The 20,675-nt window shown below is 36.8% G+C and carries 17 protein-coding genes and 1 tRNA gene; 4 read left to right on the top strand and 14 right to left on the bottom strand.

The window, feature by feature from the left end:
- Positions 1 to 419 precede the first annotated feature (419 nt).
- The gene (locus ACQWU4_RS15000) at positions 420 to 2,672 is read left to right on the top strand and encodes a polyribonucleotide nucleotidyltransferase (RefSeq protein ID WP_429936554.1); all 2,253 of its coding nucleotides are present in this window, start codon (positions 420 to 422) and stop codon (positions 2,670 to 2,672) included.
- 324 nt (positions 2,673 to 2,996) lie between these two features.
- Here ACQWU4_RS15000 and ACQWU4_RS15005 read toward each other — a convergent pair whose 3' ends face one another.
- The 7 genes from ACQWU4_RS15005 to ACQWU4_RS15035 all read right to left on the bottom strand — a co-directional run bounded on the left by ACQWU4_RS15005 (position 2,997) and on the right by ACQWU4_RS15035 (position 13,138).
- Positions 2,997 to 5,063 carry a M13 family metallopeptidase gene (locus tag ACQWU4_RS15005; protein ID WP_429936555.1) on the bottom strand — a complete coding sequence of 689 codons (2,067 nt, stop codon included), beginning with the start codon at positions 5,061 to 5,063 and terminating at the stop codon, positions 2,997 to 2,999.
- A 52-nt stretch (positions 5,064 to 5,115) separates the two neighbouring features.
- On the bottom strand, positions 5,116 to 7,530 hold the full coding sequence (locus ACQWU4_RS15010) for a TonB-dependent receptor domain-containing protein (RefSeq protein WP_429936556.1): 2,415 nt from the start codon (positions 7,528 to 7,530) through the stop codon (positions 5,116 to 5,118).
- 5 nt (positions 7,531 to 7,535) lie between these two features.
- On the bottom strand, positions 7,536 to 7,976 hold the full coding sequence (locus ACQWU4_RS15015; RefSeq protein ID WP_429936557.1) for a MarR family winged helix-turn-helix transcriptional regulator: 441 nt from the start codon (positions 7,974 to 7,976) through the stop codon (positions 7,536 to 7,538).
- A gap of 253 nt (positions 7,977 to 8,229) precedes the next feature.
- On the bottom strand, positions 8,230 to 11,397 hold the full coding sequence (locus tag ACQWU4_RS15020) for a M1 family aminopeptidase (RefSeq protein ID WP_429936558.1): 3,168 nt from the start codon (positions 11,395 to 11,397) through the stop codon (positions 8,230 to 8,232).
- 2 nt (positions 11,398 to 11,399) lie between these two features.
- The gene (locus ACQWU4_RS15025; RefSeq protein ID WP_429936559.1) at positions 11,400 to 12,272 is read right to left on the bottom strand and encodes an ABC transporter ATP-binding protein; all 873 of its coding nucleotides are present in this window, start codon (positions 12,270 to 12,272) and stop codon (positions 11,400 to 11,402) included.
- Between the two features lie 145 nt (positions 12,273 to 12,417).
- Positions 12,418 to 12,621, bottom strand: coding sequence for a helix-turn-helix domain-containing protein (locus ACQWU4_RS15030; RefSeq protein WP_040995723.1), 204 nt, complete (start codon positions 12,619 to 12,621; stop codon positions 12,418 to 12,420).
- A 1-nt stretch (position 12,622) separates the two neighbouring features.
- Positions 12,623 to 13,138, bottom strand: coding sequence for a DUF2975 domain-containing protein (locus ACQWU4_RS15035; protein WP_429936560.1), 516 nt, complete (start codon positions 13,136 to 13,138; stop codon positions 12,623 to 12,625).
- A gap of 164 nt (positions 13,139 to 13,302) precedes the next feature.
- Here ACQWU4_RS15035 and ACQWU4_RS15040 point away from each other — a divergent pair, with 164 nt between their 5' ends.
- Positions 13,303 to 13,647 carry a TfoX/Sxy family protein gene (locus tag ACQWU4_RS15040; RefSeq protein ID WP_429936561.1) on the top strand — a complete coding sequence of 115 codons (345 nt, stop codon included), beginning with the start codon at positions 13,303 to 13,305 and terminating at the stop codon, positions 13,645 to 13,647.
- Between the two features lie 21 nt (positions 13,648 to 13,668).
- On the opposite strand, the gene ACQWU4_RS15045 is transcribed toward ACQWU4_RS15040, so the two are convergent.
- The 7 genes from ACQWU4_RS15045 to ACQWU4_RS15075 form a co-directional block, all read right to left on the bottom strand.
- Positions 13,669 to 14,727, bottom strand: coding sequence for a nucleotidyltransferase domain-containing protein (locus ACQWU4_RS15045; protein ID WP_429936562.1), 1,059 nt, complete (start codon positions 14,725 to 14,727; stop codon positions 13,669 to 13,671).
- Positions 14,727 to 15,128, bottom strand: a complete 402-nt coding sequence (locus ACQWU4_RS15050; protein WP_429936563.1) for a hypothetical protein — start codon at positions 15,126 to 15,128, stop codon at positions 14,727 to 14,729. The genes ACQWU4_RS15045 and ACQWU4_RS15050 overlap by 1 nt, the downstream gene beginning before the upstream one ends.
- A gap of 90 nt (positions 15,129 to 15,218) precedes the next feature.
- Positions 15,219 to 15,950, bottom strand: coding sequence for an ATP-grasp domain-containing protein (locus tag ACQWU4_RS15055; RefSeq protein ID WP_429936564.1), 732 nt, complete (start codon positions 15,948 to 15,950; stop codon positions 15,219 to 15,221).
- 39 nt (positions 15,951 to 15,989) lie between these two features.
- A complete protein-coding gene (locus tag ACQWU4_RS15060; RefSeq protein ID WP_429936565.1) occupies positions 15,990 to 16,739 on the bottom strand; it encodes a nucleotidyltransferase domain-containing protein in 750 nt (249 codons plus the stop codon).
- A 189-nt stretch (positions 16,740 to 16,928) separates the two neighbouring features.
- Positions 16,929 to 17,063: a hypothetical protein gene (locus ACQWU4_RS15065; RefSeq protein WP_429936566.1), complete on the bottom strand. Its 135-nt coding sequence runs from the start codon at positions 17,061 to 17,063 to the stop codon at positions 16,929 to 16,931.
- Positions 17,064 to 17,354: 291 nt separating this feature from the next.
- Positions 17,355 to 18,374 (bottom strand): helix-turn-helix transcriptional regulator, encoded by a 1,020-nt coding sequence (locus ACQWU4_RS15070; protein ID WP_429936567.1) that lies wholly within the window; start codon positions 18,372 to 18,374, stop codon positions 17,355 to 17,357.
- A 120-nt stretch (positions 18,375 to 18,494) separates the two neighbouring features.
- Positions 18,495 to 18,827 (bottom strand): HopJ type III effector protein, encoded by a 333-nt coding sequence (locus ACQWU4_RS15075; protein WP_429936568.1) that lies wholly within the window; start codon positions 18,825 to 18,827, stop codon positions 18,495 to 18,497.
- A 157-nt stretch (positions 18,828 to 18,984) separates the two neighbouring features.
- On the opposite strand from ACQWU4_RS15075, the gene ACQWU4_RS15080 reads away from it, so the two are divergent.
- Complete coding sequence (locus tag ACQWU4_RS15080) at positions 18,985 to 20,367, top strand: RtcB family protein (protein WP_429936569.1); 1,383 nt, start codon at positions 18,985 to 18,987, stop codon at positions 20,365 to 20,367.
- Positions 20,368 to 20,487: 120 nt separating this feature from the next.
- Positions 20,488 to 20,595 (top strand) — tRNA-OTHER (locus tag ACQWU4_RS15085).
- The last annotated feature ends 80 nt before the right edge of the window (positions 20,596 to 20,675 follow it).

The raw sequence follows: 20,675 nt of genomic DNA on the forward strand, positions 1-20,675 counted from the left end.
CATTTATTTATTTGAAAAGAGTTGTTAAGCTCTTTCAGTTATTTTCGTCTGCTGCATATCTATTTTGAGAAGCAGGGCAAAGATAAGGCAGCGACCCATCTTTTCGCAACTAATTTGCCTTTAATAGAAAGAAAATATTATTTTCACTTTTTGAGACAATAATACGAAAATGACCGGATTCTTTGATTAATTTTTTTGAAAAAAGCTTTAAATGATGAAATGTGATGACAAAACTGAACATTCTGTAAGTAATTTGTTCAGCTTTGTTGAAATATATAGGCGGAATCTTACGGTCCGGAATGCTATTTCCGGGGCTGAAAATTTAATATTTCATTATTATATGTTACCTTTGCACACGAAAATTTAAAGAGTTTAAATATTAATTCATACTCAATACGGAGTATTAAGACGACAAATTTATGAGTGTACCTCAAGCGTTTACAGAAACGATTACTCTTGCAGACGGCAGAGAAATCACTATTGAAACGGGGAAATTGGCCAAGCAGGCTGATGGATCTGTGGTAGTAAAAATGGGTGGAACAATGCTTTTAGCAACTGTTGTAGCCAATAAAGAAGCAAACCCTGGTGTAGATTTCTTACCATTAACGGTAGATTACAGAGAAAAATTCTATGCAGGCGGAAAAATTCCAGGAAATTTCTTCCGTAGAGAAGCAAGACCTTCTGATCAGGAAATCTTAACGATGCGTTTGGTAGACAGAGTTCTACGTCCGCTTTTCCCTGAGGATTTCCATGCTGAAGTTCAGGTAATGATTTCTTTAATCTCTTATGACGGAAAAACGATTCCTGATGATTTGGCAGGTTTGGCAGCTTCTGCTGCAATTGCTATTACAGATATCCCTTTCAACGGACCAATGTCTGAAGTAAGAGTAGTAAGATTTGATGGGAAATTAGCAATCAACCCAAGTTATGAACAACTGAAAGATTCTGAACTTGACATTATGGTTGGAGCTACCAAAGACTCTATCGTAATGGTAGAAGGGGAGATGAAGGAGATTTCTGAGCAGGAAATGCTTGAAGCGATCATTTTCGCTCATGCTGAAATCAAAAAACAGATCGAAGCTCAGGAAAGATTAGCTGAAAAAGTAGGAAAAGCTTTCCCAAAAAGAGAATACAGCCACGAAACTCACGACGAAGCTATTCGTGAAAAAGTATGGAACGACTGCTACAACAAAGTATATGAAGTAGCAAAAACTCCATCTGGAAAAGAAGAAAGAGGCGAAAAATTCAAGGCTGTCCTTGAAGAATTCCTTGCACAATATGCAGATGATGCAGAAGAACTTGAAAGAGTAACACCTTTCGTAAAAGTATACTATCATGACGTAGAGAAAGAAGCAATGCGTCAGATGATCCTTGAAGACAATATCCGTCTTGACGGCCGTGACCCTCAGACGATCCGTCCGATATGGTCTGAAATTGACTACCTTCCGGGAGCTCACGGTTCTGCCATATTTACAAGAGGGGAAACTCAGTCTCTTACTGCTGTAACACTAGGTTCTGTAAAAGATGCAAACATGGTGGACAGCGTTATCACTCAGCATGACGAAAAATTCTTCTTACATTATAATTTCCCTCCATTCTCAACCGGTGAAGCAAGACCTTTAAGAGGAACTTCAAGAAGAGAAGTAGGACACGGAAACCTTGCCCAAAGAGCATTACAGGCAGTTATTCCTGAAGAAAACCCATATACGATCAGAATTGTTTCCGATATCCTTGAATCAAACGGTTCGTCTTCAATGGCAACAGTTTGTGCAGGAACACTGGCGTTAATGGATGCAGGTGTACAGATTACAAAACCTGTTTCGGGGATTGCAATGGGTCTTATCACAGATACTAAATCAGGTAAATTTACAGTACTTTCTGATATCTTAGGAGATGAGGATCACCTTGGAGATATGGACTTTAAAGTTACAGGTACTGCAGACGGTATCACTGCTTGCCAGATGGATATCAAAATTCAGGGACTTTCTATGGACATCATGGAAAAAGCTTTGATGCAGGCTAAAGACGGAAGATTACACATCTTAAATAAAATCACTGAAACTATCGCTGAGCCAAGAGCAGATGTGAAGCCACACGCTCCGAAAATGGTAGTAATGGAGATCTCCAAAGATTTCATTGGAGCAGTAATCGGGCCTGGTGGAAAAATCATTCAGCAAATGCAGAAAGATACAGATACAGTGATCGCTATCGAAGAAATCGGAGAGATCGGACGTATCGAGATTGCAGGAACAGACAGAGAGAAAATCAATGCAGCTGTTGCCAAGATCAACGAAATTACTTTCGTTCCTGTAGTAGGTGAAGTTTACAAAGGAAAAGTAGTGAAAGTAATGGATTTCGGAGCTTTCGTAGCAATTGCAAAAGGTACTGAAGGACTTCTTCACATTTCTGAAATAGAATGGGCACGTTTAGATAAAGTTCCTTATGCAGAAGGTGATGAAGTAGAGGTGAAGTTCATGGGTTACGATGACCGTAAGAAAATGAAACTTTCAAGAAAAGTTCTTTTACCAAGACCTCCGAGACCGGAAGGAAAACCAAGACCGGAAGGACAGGGAAGACCTGAAAGAAATGAAAGACCGGCAAGAAATGAAGAAAATGCAAGACCGGAAGGTGAAAAACCGGCGGTGGATCAAAATCCTTCAGCAGAAGCTTAAGATTTAAATCTTATTATATAATGAAATCCCTCAATTTGAGGGATTTTTTGTTATAAAGTATAAAGAATCATCGTCTCGATTATTTTTTTTAGATAACACTTCGACTGTGCTCAGTATGACGTGTTCTTGTAATTTGTTTTGTCAGGCTGAGCGGAGTCGAAGCCTTTTTTAGTACCAAAGGATATATTCTTAAAAAACCTCTGATTCAAAATTATACTGATAGTTCAAGGTTCATTAAAATAAAAAACCAAAGCAAAATGTTCTGCTTTGGTTTAATTATGCTTTATTTTGAGCCCTTAATAAGTTTATGGACAATTTATAATCCTACCAGATTTTCACTCTTTCCTCAGGTTTTTTATAAAGCTTATCTCCGGCTTTTACATCAAAAGCTTTGTAGAATGCTTCCGTATTCACCAAAGGTGCAAACGCTCTATACATTCCCGGTGTATGCTCATCTGTTTTGATCTGGTTAACTAAAGCTGCTTCCGTATAAAGTGTTCTCCACACCGTTGCCCAGCTCAGGAAAAATCTCTGATCCTGACTGTAGCCACTGATCTTTCCAACTTGTCCTTTGTCCTTCAGGTACATCTGCAAAGCATCATAGGCTATATTTACGCCTCCAAGGTCTGCAATGTTTTCACCATTGGTAAAGGTTCCGTTCACAAAAGTTCCTTTTACTGGCTCATACTTGTCATATTGTGCTGCAAGGGATTTTGTAGCTTTTTCAAAATTGGCTTTATCTTCCGGTGTCCACCAGTCTACAAGATTTCCGTCTGCATCAAACTGAGCTCCTGAATCGTCAAAACCGTGGGTCATTTCGTGGCCTATTGCTCCTCCGATAGCTCCGAAATTGACTGCCGGATCAGCTTTTGGATTAAAGAACGGAGGCTGCAGAATAGCGGCAGGGAAAACAATCTCATTGTTTTGTGGATTGTAATAAGCATTCACCGTTTGCGGAGACATTCCCCATTTGGATTTGTCAACAGATTTTCCCACTTTGTCCAGGGCTTCCTGATACCTCCATTCAGAAATATTCTGAAGGTTATTATACAGGTTTCCGCCTTGTGTTTCAGACAGGATATTAAGTTTGGAATAATCTTTCCATTTATCCGGATAAGCAACTTTTACTGCAAATTTATTAAGCTTCGTCAATGCTTTTTCCTTTGTGGTGGAAGACATCCATGTCAGATTACTGATGTGCTGTGCAAAACTTTTCTTCAGATAATCAATAAGTTCAACCATCTGTGCTTTTGCTTCTGCGGGGAAGTATTTTTCAACATATAATTTCCCGAAAGCTTCGCCCAGACTGCCGTTGATCAGTTCATAGCCTCTCTTGTTCAATGCTCTCTGCTCTTTCTGGCCACGAAGGTATTTACTGTAGAAATTGAATTTCATTTCATCAAGCTGCTGAGTCAGGAAAGAAGCATTTCCTGATAAAAGATTGAATTTGAGGTAATCTTTGATAACGTTAATATTCTGAGGAACAAGAAAGCTGTCAAGATTTTTGTAATAATTAAGTTCCCCGATAATCACTTTGTCAGTCTGTACTCCAACTTTTTTAAGATAAGAAGGAAGATCTGCGTTTTTAACCAAAGAAGAAAGTTCAGCCATTGTCTTCGGATTGTTCTGAAGATTGATATCACGGATCTGTTCATTGGTCAGTAAGGTTTTGGCAATAGACTTTTCGAAGTCAACGATTTTTCCTGCGGCTTCGGTAGAATTTTTATAGCCCAGAACATTCAGCATTGAAGCAACATATTTTGTGTATTCTTTGATAGCTTCTGTATTCTTTTCATTGACCTTCTGATAATAATCACGGCCCATTCCCAACGAACCTCCGCCCAGATACACTGCATTCATTTTGGAATCTGAAAGATCAGCACTTACGCCCCATCCATAAAAAGGATTATCTCCCTGTTTTGTAGCTGCCGTAAGATACTGGTTTAAGTCTGCAACGGTTTTAATGGCATCAATTTTAGAAAGATCTTCCTTCAAAGGAGAGATTCCGTCCTTATTTCTTTTATCCATATCCATGTAGGTGAGATACAGATTCTGAATTTTTTTGCCTTCACTTCCATCTGCAAACTTATCTTTCAGAAGCGAATTTAAAATGGAAATAGAGTTGTTATCCGTACTTTCCCTAAGCTGGTCAAAGCTTCCCCATCTCGAGCGGTCAGAAGGGATTTTAGCCGTTTTCATCCATTTTCCGTTGACGAAGTTATAGAAATCATCCTGCGGACGTACTGATGTATCCATGAAGGATATATCCAGTCCCTGATCAGTCCCTGCAGTAGTTACCGATGTTGCATTAGGCCCGGATTTTTGAGCCTGTACTTGGTCAAAGGTAAATAGAGAGGCAATAGCCAATAAGGTAATGCTAAGTTTTTTCATAGTGCTATATTTTATCGTTAAATTTTATTTATCCTTAATTGTTAATACTTTTTTATACTCCGATTCTCTGTTTCAGGTCATCAGCACCCCCTGTTTTTCTTGGCTGTCCGTTTTTGGAAGATCCGAAATTGTAAGTATAAGAAATTGTCGCTACACGGGAATCTCTTTTTACCACGAAATTCTCTACATAATTATTGAAGGTGGTCTGTGCCTGCGGATTGCTCGTAAAGAAAATATCATTGAAAGAAAACTTCAGCGTGCTGTTATTTTTAAACTTCTTCTGAGCTCCGATATTCAGATACCAGTTCGGTTTTACATCCATGTAAGCATATACCTCTCTTGCTCTGTAATTTCCGGTAAGCTCGGCAGTAAAACCATTCCCCAGTTTAAAAGAATTGATACTGTTGAGGTTGAATGTGAAATTTCCTTTGTTATTGATCTGCGTTCCCGACACATTTCCGGTATATGATCCATAGTAGAAGTTCGCACTGTTGTTCATATCCCACCATTTGGTCACTTTTACTGGGGCAATCAGGTACAGACCGAAATAGGATGCGGAATTCAGGTTTTCATTGGTCTGAACCGTAATATTTTCTCCGTTTTCCGTAACAGGCTTGATGACATCCGTAATATTGTCTTTTGTTTTGCTATAACTTAATGTGGCAAAATACTTACTGTTCAGGCTGTATGTTAATTCATAATTCATTGTTGTCTGTGGATTCAGCTCAGGATTTCCGGCTTTGTAGGTTGTGGGATCCAGATAAAACTTGAAAGGATTCAGCTGATTATAGCTCGGTCTTGTAATCCTGCGGCTGAAATTGATTTCCAGATTACTTTTATCTGTTACATCATAAGAGAAAACGGCACTTGGAAACAGTTGTGTATAATTTTTTTTGTTTACCTGACTGGTGGTGAGCTGAGTTCCGGTTACATTGGTATTTTCGACTCTCAAACCGAATGTGGTACTGAACTTTTCCCATTTTTTGGAGACATTTCCATAAGCAGCATTAATGTTTTCTTCATAGATAAAATGATTCGTTTTATTCAGATCCAATTCCGGAACACCGGAGCTTGCATTAAAGAATTTCAGATCATTATCTGCCTTTACAAAACTTGTTTTGATCCCTGTCTCCAGTTTCCAGCTTTTTTTCAGATTTTTCGTTAGATCAGATTTCAAAGAATAAATATTCAGGTTTCCATCAATATCACCCTGTAGAATATCAAGGCTTTTCAGATTTCCCGATTTTTCATAATTCCTCGTCTCAAAATTCTGCAATGAAGCATTTGAATAATTAATAAAATCAAAGTCTGTAGTAATCTCTGAACCCAATGAATCAATTGTATATTTATGGTTCAGGTTGAAGGAAATATTTTTCCAGTGGTCATGAGAACGGTTCTGAGTGGTAAAACTACCGGCAGGAAGATGATCATTTCCAAGGATTAAACTGGAATTGTCACCTTTCGGATCAAATTTATTGCTCACAAAACCCACGGAAAACCCTAAAACGTTTTTATCATTCATGTAATAATCCATTCCTGTTTTTGCGATATGGTTCCTGAAATTGAATTTTAAAAAATTATCCTGCAGATAAGCTTTATCAAAAGTATTGCCCTCGTAGAAATTCCTGTCCAGAACCAGATGATTGTAAAATTCCCTGTAGGCAAAACTGTAATTTGCAAAAACATTCACTTTTTTATTGCGGTGATTAATGCTGAAGCTGTTATTGTTCTTGATGAATCTTCCGGTTCCCAGAGAAGTTGAAATACTTCCGTTCGTTCCTTTTCGCTGATCTTTCTTTAACCTGATATTAATGATTGAAGTTCCCGCTGCATCATATTTTGAAGATGGATTGGTAATGAATTCTATTTTTTCTACTGTTGATGATGGAATTCCGCGCAGATAGGCTGCCAGATCTGATCCCGTCATCGGGGTATTTTTACCGTCAATTTGTACCAGCAAATTTCCTTTTCCACGAAGGCTGATATTGTCATTGCTGTCTACATTCACTCCCGGAGCCTTTTCCAATACCTCAAAAGCAGAATTTCCCGTACTGGCAATGCTGTTTTCCACATTAAGGATCATTTTGCCTTCCTGACGTTCAATATAGGGCTTGGTCTTTGTGATCGTCACTCCTTCTATGGATTTTACACTAAGGTCAATAGGAGAGAGCGTTTTGTTTTCCGCTATCTGGATATTGTCTGATTGATAAACTTCAGTACCATTTTTACTGATCTTTAAGTGGTAATTCCCCTCCTTAAGATCATTAAAAATGAATCTGCCATTCTGTTCTGTAATTTCTGTTTTAACCAAGGCATTTCCGGAATCAAAAAGATTGATTTCCATTTGCTCGGTTTTCTGTCCGCTGATATTTCCCGACAGTGAAAAATTTTGTATACTCTGTGCTGAAAACAGACTGCTGAAAAAAACCAGCGTATAGGTCAGTATGAGTAAAAATAATCTGGTCATTGTGTTTATTTTTTAGAATTGATACAGTTTTCTGATATTTTGAGCAGGGCATTGTTCATGGTTTCCAGCTCTTCTTTGGTCACATTGCTTAAAGCTTTTTTTCTATTGCCTTCTACAATTTTTTGTACATCTCTGATGATCTTTTTTCCGGATTCCGTTACTTCAAGATTGGTTTTTCTGCGGTCCTCCGCATGTGCATGACGTATAATATATTCCGATTTCACCATGAGATCAATAATTCTTGTCACTGAAGCATTATCCTTAAAAACCAGATCTCCAATTTCGTTCTGAGTAATTCCTGGGTTTTCCAGAATAGCCTTGATGATCAGCCATTGATCAATTGTAATGGTAAACCCATTGGCTTTGAGCTGTCTCTGGGCGTAATTTCTGTACGATCTGATCGCTTTGTCTATATTGTAGAATATGATTGAATTTAATTTCTCCATGGTTCTGTTATTTTAAATTAAAATGATTAATCAATTATTGATATATCAATTAATTTGTAGCAAATGTTTTTACTTCGTTACACATTATTAGAAATATTTAAAAAAAAGTAGAAAAGTTTCTATGAATTCCAAAACAGATAATAGGTAGTAATAAAGAAATCTGCTAAATCTGCGAGAAAAAAATTAATCTCTCGCAGATTTAGCAGATTACGCAGATGTTTGTGTAAAATTCTGAATAGCTTTATTGATGAATCTATATTGTTTTGAATAACAGATCAACCTGCTTTCTTGCAGCTTCATCGGGGCAGACTTTATAAAATTCTTTGAGCAGATCTAAGGAAGATGGTTTTTTAGGATATTGATTATGCTGAAGGAAATTTTTCAAAGCCTCATTTACCTTTTCTTCTCCAATCAGCTCACTTAATTTTACCATTGCCACAGCACCTTTAGAATAGGAAATATGCGGAGTATCGCCTATAGCTCTGTAGATCGGGCGGTTCTCGGAAAATCCTTTTTCAGTATCATAGATCTGTTGATGTACCTTTATTCTCTCCATCATTTTTTCTTTGCCGTGCATTTTTTTGTAGAGCATCATTTCGGTATACATGGCGAGGGTTTCAGTAAGCATTACAGCACCCTCTCTGTCATCGGGATTAATCTGACTGTTTCCCCACCACAAATGGGAAAGCTCGTGTCCGGCAAGTTCATTGATAACGTCCTGTTTTTTATCTGCCTGAATATTGGCATGGAATACCATATCTTCAGGCATAAAGATTGCAGAAGGATAGGCGGTTGCAGCAAATCCTCTGGTAAAAGATGAGATTTCAGCAAAATTGACCGTCTTAAAAGGATACTTTCCAAAATTATGAGTACAGTAATCCAGTGTAATTTTAGCATTTTCTAAGAGATGATTCACATTTTCAAAATGTTTTTCATGATAATAAACATTCACAAGAATACTTTTATACAAAACACTTTTTACCTGATAATCTGCTGAAGAAACAGCAAACCGGAAGGGAATATTTTCAGCTTTATACATAAAATAATTACGTCCGGACTTAGTCCATTTTTTAACCAGATCTCCTGTACCTATCGCAGTTTGGGTTTTATCCGTAGAAACTGTCATATTTAAATTGATAAAATCTTTTTTTAAGACTTCCGGTGCCTCCGGCTTTTGCAATCCTTCCAATTTTCCAAGGTGATTTTCTTTCCGAAGCTTTTCATCCTGAATTTCTTCATCTTTCTGATATCCAATCACCGGATAGTACCTGCTGATCCTCATAAAAGAACCGTTTTCTATAATAGCGTTAAAAGACTGGTGTCCGTTTACAGCATACCATTTATAGGATAATTTGAAATTAAGATAAGCTGTATCATTAGGTTTCAGAGGTTGCTTTAGTTGGATTTCCGATACGGTCTTATCTATTTTTATGATTTCCGGGCCAGATTCAAAAACAGCCGATTCCATCTTAAGATCAGGGCTAAAATGAATGAGAATTTTCTCAATTGGCTGATCAGAAAGATTAGTTAGAATATATTTTCCTGTAATTTCGTAAGAATTTTCCGAAGGATAAAGCTTGATCTCTGTAATAACTTCTGAAATTTCAGGTTGGGGCAGGTTCTTATATTTCTTAAACTGTTTTTCATAATTAATGGCCTCTATGACTGCTTTTTCTTCATTTTTCGGAATATAGCCTTTCATGAAAAAGGTTCCGGCAAAAATCCCTGCAGAAAGCAAAAGAATGCTGAAAACAAGTGAAATGGAACTTATCTTTTTCGTTTTTAAAACTTTATTAATCATCCATAAAAATGAAATGACTCCACAGCCAAATAAAAGTCTTTTTGCGAAAGCAATGATATACGGTCCATATCCATTAAAATCACTGTAACTACCCTTAAAATCTGAAAATATCCTTAAGAAAGGATAGGGAAGTATTTTACCTGAAGCCGGACCAGCCAGAAGGAATACTGCTAAAACGGAAACTCCCAAAGCAATAAATTTGTTCCTGATATTATCATTAACAAACAGGATAAATCCTGAGAAAAGTATCAACGGAAAAGTATTGAAAAGAAAAACGCCCAGATATGCATTCCAGTCAATAAAAAGGTATTGATAGGCTGCCTGAAATGAAATTCCCTCAATAATTAAAATTCCGGTAAAGAAGAAAAGAAGAACACTGATTGCAATGAAATGGCCTGATAATTTACTTTTCGAAAAAAAGGCAGTACTTTCAATCAGAGAAAATCCTGATGAATGGCTTCTCCAATACAGGTCGTTGATAAAATAAGCTACAAGCAAAAGTCCGAACAGAGGAAAATTTTCTGAAATTGTTGTTGCCATAAGACCTGACCCGGCATATTTCTGAGGAAGCCGAATCCCTTTTTCTATCTCGGCATACATTTCCATACCTACAAAGAAAAGGAGCAATATGGAAACTGCAGGAATACTGATGCTTCTGATGAGATAAAGTAGATCAATCTTTGCAAATGACAAGATAGAAATGAACTTATTTTTTCTGCCGAAATTTGTTTGTGATATAGTGTAGGAGAATGTTGGTATTAGAGGAATTTCAGATTCCGGTACTGTTTTTTTAAACTTTTGCCTTGAAACACCGGAGAAAGAAAATAAACGATAGGTGAGTAGGAGAAAAACTGCAGAAGTAATGAGAAAGATAATTCTATTAAGCAATAAATATCCTGTGAAGGGTACAATTAAAGTGTTTTTCTGTTGTACAGAAAATGTTCTTGCTTCAAAAAAATAAGCTGACAGTCCAAACGGGTCCAAAAAGGAAGAGATCTGCTGTGTTTCTATTGATTGTGGAAGACTTCCGGACATAAATGGTGAATTGGAAAAGACCAAAACAACCATATAAAGGACATAAAGAAGCAATCCGCCGACTACAGTCAATAGTTTTTTCTTAACAATCAATGAAACGAAAAACAGAAAACTGCATATGAAAAAGCTATTGATAAACCCGAAAACCAGCATCGGATACAGATAATATCCTATATTAAAATAAGGCTGCATTTCACTTCCGGTCCGCAGAACCTGGCCTATGAGGAAACCGGTCATCAGAAAGGTAAAACTTAAAAAAGTCTGTAAAAAGTAAGTGATGAATTTTCCACTCAGATAAGTCCATTTAGAAAAAGGAAAAGAAAACAGGACAAGATCAAACTTTGAATCCTGGTCTTTAAAAAGCAGCTGTACGGCATAAATTACAGCAATAAAGAGGATGGAAAGGCTTAGCATTCCTGTCATAAAACCTATGGTATATGGTGAGTTCAGGAAAATTCCGTCTCCTGCAGTAAGATTGAACTGATTTCCGCAAAAAACACCTATGCTTAATAAAATAAAGGATATGAGATAGGCTGGCCAGTGCTTGGAAATGCGTCCGGCTTCGAATAAAAATATAGCGTTCATGATTAAGGTTTTTGGGTGAGGGTATGGAAATAAACGTGTTCCAGTAGAGGGCTCACAGCATTGAAGTCTTTTGGTTTTTCCTCTGAAAATACTGTAATGTGAAGTTCTCTTTCGATCAGCTGACGGCTGATAATTTCATGGCTGGAATGATAGTTTTCAAGTTCATTCTTGTCTATCGGTTTTGACCATATTCTGTTTTCCAGTTCAGAAATCAGTTCTGACGGTTTTCCCTGCCGGAGAATCTGTCCTTTGTTCATAACAGCCATTTCCGAGCAGAGATTTCTTACATCTTCTACCAAATGAGTAGAAAGAATAACAATGACATCCTGGCTGATTTCGTTCAGGAGAGAATTGAAACGGTTTCGTTCTTCAGGGTCAAGGCCGGCGGTGGGTTCATCTACAATAATGATCTTCGGATTTCCCAATAATGCCTGGGCGACTCCGAAACGCTGCTTCATTCCTCCGGAAAAGGTATGAACTTCTTTTTTCCTGAACTCCGAAAGATTGACTTTTTCAAGCAGGTTCAGAATCTGGTTTTTACGCTCGGTACCGCTGGTAATTCCTTTTAATACTGCAATATGTTCCAGAAGGTCATATGCGGAAACTTTTGGATAAACGCCAAAATCCTGTGGAAGAAAGCCAAGATTCCGTTTAATATGATCAGGATCTTTTGAAACATCTGTTCCATTAAAGATGATATTCCCGGAAGTAGGTTTCTGCAGTCCTACAATAGTTTTCATTAATGAGGATTTTCCGGCTCCATTGGGTCCAAGCAGTCCGAACATTCCGTTCGATATTTCAAGCGATATATTTTTAACCGCCTGATAACCATTTTTATAAATAAGGTTAAGATTGTTGATAGCTAAGGTATTCATATGATAAGGTTTGGATAATAGAAGGATAAGGCAGACCTTTACGGCTGCTTAAAAAGATAGAAAGATTGAAGAGGAACTGAAGATCGGGAATTTAAATATTAATGTGTTCAAAACTCTCTAACACACCAACTCCTAAACTCAAGAACTATTCCCGGTACTCCAGGATGTCACCCGGCTGGCATTCCAGAATTTTACAGATGGCTTCCAGGGTGTCGAAGCGTACTCCTTTTGCCTTTCCTGTTTTAAGAATAGAGAGGTTTACAGGGGTGATCCCTAATTTTTCTGCCAATTCTTTACTCTGCATTTTTCGTTTGGCTAGCATGACATCTAAGTTGACTATAATTGGCATTTTATATAAATAGGTCTTGTTCGTTTTGCAAATGTAGTCCTTGCTTGAAGATATTCGCAAGAAACAGACAGAAAATTCCAAGCATGAAATGGATAAATACCAGTCCCCAGATAATACTTTCAACCTCTACAAAAAGACTTGCCGTGATCACCACTGGCAATGGAATGAAAATATTATACATGTAAAATCTCTTAAGCTGAAGTATATTTTCTTTTGTAAATAATTTTGACTGAAAAAATACTCTGAAAACTAATGCCGAAAGCCAGAAAAAAATTCCATAGGAAACTAAAACCAGTAAAAAAGAGAAAATAATATAGGGATAATTATTTTCAATGTTCATAAAAGGCTCTTCTGTAAAAGGATAATTGATATGAAGGAACTGACCGTTCTTATAAGGCGTAACAGCAAAACCTGTTGCGAGACAGAAAGCTGAATAAATTAAACTAATAAGATAACCTGCCGACAAAATGATGCAGATATAATACAGAATCCTGGAAATAATTTTAGTCTGGTTCATGGCAATAATTATTTAACTATTGCAAATGTATAATTAATTATCGTAAAACAATAATTATTTTAAATAAAATTTTATTTCATAAACTTATGAAAGTGATTGAAAATTAAAAATATGCTTTGTTTAAGGCTTTTTTTGTCTAAATTTAAACTATAAAAATTATTTTAATGGCATACAGTACTGAACTGGCAGATAGAATCCGGGAACGGCTTTCGTTGGTTCCTGATCTGGAAATCAGGGAAAAGAAGATGTTCAGCGGGCTATCATTTCTCGTGAATGATAAAATGTGCATCAATGTGAGCCATGATAATCTGATGTGCCGCTACAACCCTGATCTGGAAGAGGACGTTTCAGAAAGAACCGGTTTTCTTCCTATGATCATGAAAGGGAAACAGCTTAAAGGATATTGTTATGTAGAACCCGTGGGCTATAAAAAACCTGAAGATTTCGAATACTGGGTAAAAATATGTCTGGATTATAATGCAACAGCCAAAGCTTCAAAGAAAAAGTAATCTTAAAGAATTTATTAAGGTTTAATGATATAATTTTTCCCGGATTTCTATTAAAATTTTCTCTGCCTTTTTTGCATCCGGATAATCAGGGAGAGTGGATACTGAATGATGGTGTTCTATAGAACTTATCAGATCTTCTGCTTTTTGCATTACCGCTTCATAAGACCAGTTTCCAGCTTTAATGTCGAGTAATTCCTCCCTGTTATCTACACGGATCTGTAAAGAGTTGGTTTTAAATATATGGTCACAGGATTGCAATAAGCGGATGGTATGCATCATATTTTTGCTGTCATAATTCTGTCCGTGCTTCTGATTGACGTTATAACGGTCTTCATTACGTTCAGAAACCCATTTCCAGTATTCCCTGTAGTCTTTACAGTAAGTGGAGTAGGCATCCAGATTACAGAAGAGATAGGCAACAGGTTTTTCCTCTTTAGGGATTGAAGAAACGGAAACCTGGTTGGCTTCTTCATTCTGAATAATTCCTTTGTAATCCAGACTTCCTTTTTCATCGTAAAAAAGAGCAAACATACCTTTTGTATTGTCAATACCGGCCAGTCCGCATTTTTCTTGAATTTTTCCGTAATCTGAAAGCCATTTTTTCAATGGAATTGAGCCTTGATCCTGAAGTATGTAGCAAAAGTCAAGGATGGATTTTCTTTCTTTTTCTATTGGATTAAGGATTTTTTTATTTAGTCCTTTGGCCTTTTTGATTTGTGAAACGGCGTACCCGGCAAAGGTGTCCTTACATAACCTGGACAGAAAATCTCCGGTCCTGAGAAGATCAATCAACGGATCTTTGTGGATAATACAGTCTTCCGAACTTGCCAGCACTTCCAGAATATTGGGGTTGTTTTTCTGTAAAAGTTCTATAAATCTTCCAATCTCGTAATAGGTAATGTCATTCGTCTCATTAGAGATCTGCGGAATATAATTCAGACCGAAAAAATCTTCTTTCGGCAGATAATATACTCCACGGATATCTGTATCGGAGTTTTCCGTCGCAAGCCCGAAAGAACGGCTTCCGGAGATGGTCTCGAGAAGGATAAGTTTTTTATTTTTTAAATCTTGTATGGTCATTATTGTTTTTTTTGATTAATAATAATTTCTCCTGCAGCAATATTTTTTTCGATGCTTCTGAATGCGGGATTTCTTCCTTCCTGCCAGTTATTATTTATAAATATTAATGAAAAATATTTATAATCATTATGGTTTTCTGCGTTATAAGAAATACGCAGTGTATCTCTTTCCTGAGGAATATAATCAAAATCAAAAATGTTTCCGGCTTTTAATTCCTGTATAATATTTTCAGTGGAAATACCATTTCCAAAGTTATCGGTCGGCAGCATAATTTTTCCAAGTCTCATTGTTTCATTTGAGCCAATATAGCTTTCCAAAGTCCAGATATAGATGTTTTTTATTTCATAAATGTCTCCTTCAGCGCAGGTGCAAAATTTAATATCGTTATTAGGTGTACACATACTGATCTGGTTTAATTAATTTGTTAATAATAAGAAAAAAGCTCCTTACGGGGAACTTTTTCTATTGTTTGTGTTAAAAATTAATATACATTAGTTTTTAATACAGCTTTCAACAATCACTTCCAAAGCTTTTTCCGCGTCACAGGCATACAATCCTGAACACCATGCCGGGTTTGCTTCAATTAATGCCCAACCCTTTCCTTTAATAATCCCAAAATCCAAAACAATAGCTTTTGGCAGAGTAGAAGCATACTGACCGATAAATGTCTCAAAAAATGAAAGCATCTCTTTTTCTTCTGTTTCAGAAAGCGGATTCATGTCAAATACATCATTCCGCCAGTAGGAAGAAAAGGTTTTGATTTTGCTTTCTGAAACAAAGCATCTTACTTCCAGTTCCCATTCTACAACTTCTGATGTGAAAACCATACTCTTCAGGTCGAGAGAATCAAATCCTTTAATATCCGTTACTTTTTCAAAAACACCGGCTTTAAAGCTTTTAAAATCAGAACATTTGATGAAAATATTTTCCTGACTGATATAGTCTTTCAAATGTCCGTAAGAAATTTTACGTTTTGTAAATTCTTCCGAAACTAAAGAAAGCCAGTTGTCCTCAGGTTTCATAAGCGTCAATCCACACTGATCAGAAACAATTTCTGCATAAATATCTTCACCATATACCGCAATAACATCATCCCTGAATTCTTCCGGAACGTTCCATCTGGCATTGAAGCGGTTCAGTTCATAAGGTGAATTTATAGATGCTTTTTTCAGATTGTTGCTGTCTTCCGTATACATGGGAGAAAGCGCTATTATATTTTTCATTGGTTATATTTTACATTTTTAAGTTGGTTTAATAATACTCTATAATTTTAATATTTCACGGAAAGTTTTCTCCATTTCCTTTTTATCTGCTTTTCCTCCTGCAAGTACTTTAGATTTCTCTTCAGTCTCAGCAATTGTTTTCTCCAAAAATCCAAAAAGTTCCCAATCATTCAAGTGATAATAAGATTCTCCTTTAGTTGCTTTCAGGGCAACAAGGTTTTCTATTTTTATCCTCATAAAATCATCAACTAAAACCAGCAGATCATTGAATAAAACCGGCGGAACCGTTCCTTTTTCTATGATCCATTTTCCGGTCAGTGCTGTTCTCAGGCAGTAAAAATAACTTTTCAGTTTAACTTCATCGCTTCTGCAGGCTTCCAGATATTTTTTGCTCATGCTCAGGTAGTGGTAAGAAACGGCTACCGGAGAGAAACAGGCGTCTGCCAAAGGTCTGAATAACTCAACAAATTTTATATTTTCCTTATAAACGATTGGGGAATAAAACCAGCTCAGTAAAGCTGCATTCGATTTTAGCAGCAGATGGAAAGTCTTGCGAAGATCCCATCCGGAGCCATCCAGATCATCTTCAGTCATGAATTCTATGGTTTCATCTTTATCCCACGGTGAAAGATACCAGTCTTTTTCATGACGATAGATAAAACGTATATCATAATCGCTGTCCGGAGAAGCAAATCCCCAGGCTCTGCTTCCGGATTCTACAGCCAGAAGAACTTCTACATTACGCGTTTCTTCTATTTCTTTTATTTTTTCTAATATTTTTGGCGTCATCACATTTATTTTAATGCAAAGTAAGCCAGATAGTGCGCAGTCTTTTTGCGTTGTGATTTTTGGGTTTTTGAATGAAGGTATTTGAGGGTTTGCAGCTGAATATTTTTAAGATCAATATCATAAAAAAGAGACTGTACATATTCATGACAGTCTCTTTTCAATAAAATTAAATTCTAACTACTTCTACGTTTAAGCAGTAATCTGCTTTGGTCCGTTTCCTTTATCTTCTTTTTTATCTAATTTCTCAGATACTTTTTTTACGATGTATTCTATCGCAATAGGTGCTATAATGGCAATCAATGCTTTAAATATTCTTGATTTCATAGTATGATTTTTTAATGTGCAGATTACTACAATTTCCAAGCCATTTTGAAAATATAGCTATTGATAAGTGTTTTAGAAGGTAATGTAGAAGTTTTATAATGGAGTTTTATTTTTTATAAACCACCCCGTCAAAAATTCTTTGAATTTTCGCCACCCCTCCAAGGGAGGGGAACCTGATCCGGCGAGTTTTTGTTATCCTGAAAATCAAAGTTTTTCAAAGAAACCTAAGTGATCTTCTTTTTCAAAATATTTAGCTTAAAAAAAATTGCCTCTTTTGTGGTTAAAAAAATATCAATTCTCATCCGGAATTACCAGATTTTCATAATTTTTATACCCTGCTTTAAATTTATCCTGCAGCTTCAATCTCAATTTTTTAGGTCTATGAACAATCAGGCATTCTCCAAAGCCCAATAACAGCCTTTCCAGCTCAAAATTAATCTGCACACAGATCTTAAATAAGGTACCATCCTCAGTTTCATTTATGATTTCCTGGCTTTTATGAAGAGGTTTTGTTTTTACATAGGGTGCATTTGAGGACTCTACAAAGAAAACAACATTTCTGGGAGCCATTGTATCTGAAACGGTAACTCCGACGATGTCTTTAAAATATTCATCACCGTCCAGATCTTTGTCAATATACTGGATACTTTCCTCCACATCAATCTTTTCCATCCTGTCCAGGGCCAAATTATACATTTTGCCTTTATGCTGGCAGATCAGGAACCATCTGTTGTTAAATTCCTTCAGAAGCTGAGGGTGAACAATATAATTGCTGGATTCTTTTGCGGTAAAGCTACGGTAAAGAATATTCAGAACTTTTTTGTTTGAAATGCTTTCGTAAAGAATGTCAATATGTTCAAGCCCTTTCAGCTGTTCATTTTTATCCAGATGGATAATCGATTTCTGCCCGGTGGAATGAATAGAGTCTTCCAGTTTCTGAATAACCCCGTTCATTTCTTTGAACATGGAGAAATCTTTAAACTGTTTCAGGATCTGTACTGCATTATTCATTGCTTTCAGGTCACTTTCATTCACTGAAATATTATGGATACTGTATTCAGGATCGCTGTAGCGGTAATATTTTCTTTCGTATACTTCGATGGGTGCCTCATAACCGAATTTTTCACTTCGCATATTCTGCAGATCGAGCTGGACGGTCCGTCTGCTTACGTAGGACTCTTTTCCTTCAAATTCAAACAGGGCATCAGAACACGCATCGATAAGATCTTCCAGCGTGTATTTTCTATATTTGTTCTTAAGACATTTATCTAATGTTTTGTAGCGGATCAGGGCATTTTTATTGGATGACATGGCTTTTGTGTTTTTGGTTGATGGGTGGAGTGAATGGTGAAAAACCAATTTTTATATTTCAGACGTTTTTTTTAATTGACTGTTCACTTGTGAAGTGAAATTCATCATTGACTCTTGAAATTATTTTTTTGTCAATGCTTCTCCTTCAAAGGATATTCCTTCCCATCCATATTTCATAAAGTTCCTGATATTCTGATGATCTGCTCCTTCAGGATTTTTTAATACATCCTCTCTGTAGAATTCTCCAAAAAGAGGAAGGGTTTGCTCATTTGAAAGCCCCTGCAGTTTTGCAAAGCTGAAGACCTTGCATGAACCGTTATTCTGACCTGCCTCATTTACAGTATCTCCATTTTTGAAAGAAGTTGGCTTAAAATCGTAATGTTCATCAATATAAGTAATAACATCTTTGAATTGAATCGTTTCAGGCGTGTTTCTTAATTGCTCTAATATCATATATTTTTAAGTTTAAATTATCGGATAAGTAAAGCTAAGAAAGTAAATGAATAATTTAAATCTTAGCTTTTTTACAAAAATAATTAAAATAATTTTATCTACGCAGAATTATTGCGCACTTGTATTGTTACTTTGCACTATCAAAATGAAAAGACAAATGGAATTTAACGGAAATCATTTAATTGAATTAGGATATAGACCAGCCAAATGGTTTAAAGATGCTATTAATCATATCAACGGAAATAATCTGGATGAAGTTCAGATCAGAGAATATTTAGAACAGTTCAGACAGTCTGATATAATTCCGCTTCACGAAACAGCGAAAGATTTCATCATTAATATCAGAGCTGAACATGAAAATGAGAATGATAACGTGGAGAAAGTAATCAATACCATGAAAGTTCTGATGAAAACCCCTACGCTGACTGCCGGAGCACTGATGCCTGATGCCTGTCCTACAGGACCGGAAGGATTAATTCCTGTAGGTGGGGTAGTTGTTGCTAAAAATGCAATCCATCCCGGATTTCATAGCGCAGATATCTGCTGTTCTGTGATGTTAACCGATTTTGGAGATGCTGATCCTAAAGAAGTACTGGATGCAGCCCATTCGGTGACCCATTTCGGATATGGAGGAAGACCAAGAGGTGAGCAGATGCCGATGTCTCAGGAACTGATGGATGCATTCAGAGAAAACTATTTCTTAAATGATGAAAAGCTGATCAGTATTGCTCGTTCTCATATGGGAACCCAGGGAGACGGAAACCATTTCCTGTTTGTCGGAAAATCCAGAAATACAGGAAATACAATGCTGGTGACGCATCACGGTTCAAGAGCTCCGGGTGCAGCCCTATATGATAAAGGAATGAAAGTGGCAAACCGTTTCAGACAGGAAATTTCCCCTGAAACACTGAGAGAAAATGCATGGATCCCTTTCGATACGGAAGAAGGACAGGCCTATTGGGAAGCTCTTCAATTGATAAGAACATGGACTAAGGAAAACCATACTGCTATTCATGACGCGGTTTTAAATAAACTGGAGACAGAAAAGCAGGATAGATACTGGAACGAACATAATTTTGTTTTCAGGGACGGAGATATGTTTTATCATGCTAAAGGAGCTACTCCGCTGGATGATAAGTTTATGCCGGATATCACAGGCCCGAGGTTAATTCCGCTGAATATGTCAGAATCCGTTTTGATTGTTCAGGGAAAAACGAATGAAAGAAATCTGGGTTTTGCACCTCACGGAGCCGGAAGAAATTTCAGCAGAACACAACATAAAAGATCGCTGGCCCATAAAACGGTCGAAGAAATTTTCGACGAAGAAACCAAAGGACTGGATATCCGTTTCTTCTCCAACGAAATTGATATTTCCGAACTTCCAAGCGCTTATAAAAGTGCTAAAAACGTAAGAGCACAGATTGAGGAATACGGACTTTGCGAAGTTCTGGATGAGGTGATGCCTTACGGATGTATCATGGCAGGGGATGTAGGAAAAAATGCACCCTGGAAGAAAAAGAAGAAATTCAGAAAAGCATAATTTTTAATTTAATTGTAAATCTTATAAAGGTAAAAGCCTTTGAGATTGACGGAAAACTAATAACCAAACCTTACAGGTGTAAAAGCCTGTAAGGTTAATGAAAACTTTTTCATAACGGCAGGGGCAGTAGCTCAGATGGTAGAGCAACAAAATTACTTTTCGCTGCAGGCAAATAAAGTTCCTATGAATTCCAATTGTGTGTCACGGGTTCGAGTCCTGTCTGCTCCTCAAAACAAGTGAAATGCTTATATTCACATATCAGTCATTTTCATACGTTAAAAAAAAAATGAAAACAAAGAAAGTTCCTG

The sequence above is a fragment of the Chryseobacterium sp. MIQD13 genome (genome assembly GCF_050496705.1).
Lineage (GTDB): Bacteria > Bacteroidota > Bacteroidia > Flavobacteriales > Weeksellaceae > Chryseobacterium.

What these genes read in the sequence shown, in the direction of transcription:
- ACQWU4_RS15080 (WP_429936569.1), top strand. Translation starts at nt 18,985, where the DNA reads ATGGAATTTAACGGAAATCATTTAATTGAATTAGGATATAGACCAGCC.
- ACQWU4_RS15035 (WP_429936560.1), bottom strand. Translation starts at nt 13,138, where the DNA reads ATGAACCAGACTAAAATTATTTCCAGGATTCTGTATTATATCTGCATC.
- ACQWU4_RS15010 (WP_429936556.1), bottom strand. Translation starts at nt 7,530, where the DNA reads ATGACCAGATTATTTTTACTCATACTGACCTATACGCTGGTTTTTTTC.
- ACQWU4_RS15055 (WP_429936564.1), bottom strand. Translation starts at nt 15,950, where the DNA reads ATGAAAAATATAATAGCGCTTTCTCCCATGTATACGGAAGACAGCAAC.
- ACQWU4_RS15065 (WP_429936566.1), bottom strand. Translation starts at nt 17,063, where the DNA reads ATGAAATCAAGAATATTTAAAGCATTGATTGCCATTATAGCACCTATT.
- ACQWU4_RS15060 (WP_429936565.1), bottom strand. Translation starts at nt 16,739, where the DNA reads ATGACGCCAAAAATATTAGAAAAAATAAAAGAAATAGAAGAAACGCGT.
- ACQWU4_RS15070 (WP_429936567.1), bottom strand. Translation starts at nt 18,374, where the DNA reads ATGTCATCCAATAAAAATGCCCTGATCCGCTACAAAACATTAGATAAA.
- ACQWU4_RS15050 (WP_429936563.1), bottom strand. Translation starts at nt 15,128, where the DNA reads ATGTGTACACCTAATAACGATATTAAATTTTGCACCTGCGCTGAAGGA.
- ACQWU4_RS15015 (WP_429936557.1), bottom strand. Translation starts at nt 7,976, where the DNA reads ATGGAGAAATTAAATTCAATCATATTCTACAATATAGACAAAGCGATC.
- ACQWU4_RS15040 (WP_429936561.1), top strand. Translation starts at nt 13,303, where the DNA reads ATGGCATACAGTACTGAACTGGCAGATAGAATCCGGGAACGGCTTTCG.
- ACQWU4_RS15045 (WP_429936562.1), bottom strand. Translation starts at nt 14,727, where the DNA reads ATGACCATACAAGATTTAAAAAATAAAAAACTTATCCTTCTCGAGACC.
- ACQWU4_RS15030 (WP_040995723.1), bottom strand. Translation starts at nt 12,621, where the DNA reads ATGCCAATTATAGTCAACTTAGATGTCATGCTAGCCAAACGAAAAATG.
- ACQWU4_RS15000 (WP_429936554.1), top strand. Translation starts at nt 420, where the DNA reads ATGAGTGTACCTCAAGCGTTTACAGAAACGATTACTCTTGCAGACGGC.
- ACQWU4_RS15005 (WP_429936555.1), bottom strand. Translation starts at nt 5,063, where the DNA reads ATGAAAAAACTTAGCATTACCTTATTGGCTATTGCCTCTCTATTTACC.
- ACQWU4_RS15025 (WP_429936559.1), bottom strand. Translation starts at nt 12,272, where the DNA reads ATGAATACCTTAGCTATCAACAATCTTAACCTTATTTATAAAAATGGT.
- ACQWU4_RS15020 (WP_429936558.1), bottom strand. Translation starts at nt 11,397, where the DNA reads ATGAACGCTATATTTTTATTCGAAGCCGGACGCATTTCCAAGCACTGG.
- ACQWU4_RS15075 (WP_429936568.1), bottom strand. Translation starts at nt 18,827, where the DNA reads ATGATATTAGAGCAATTAAGAAACACGCCTGAAACGATTCAATTCAAA.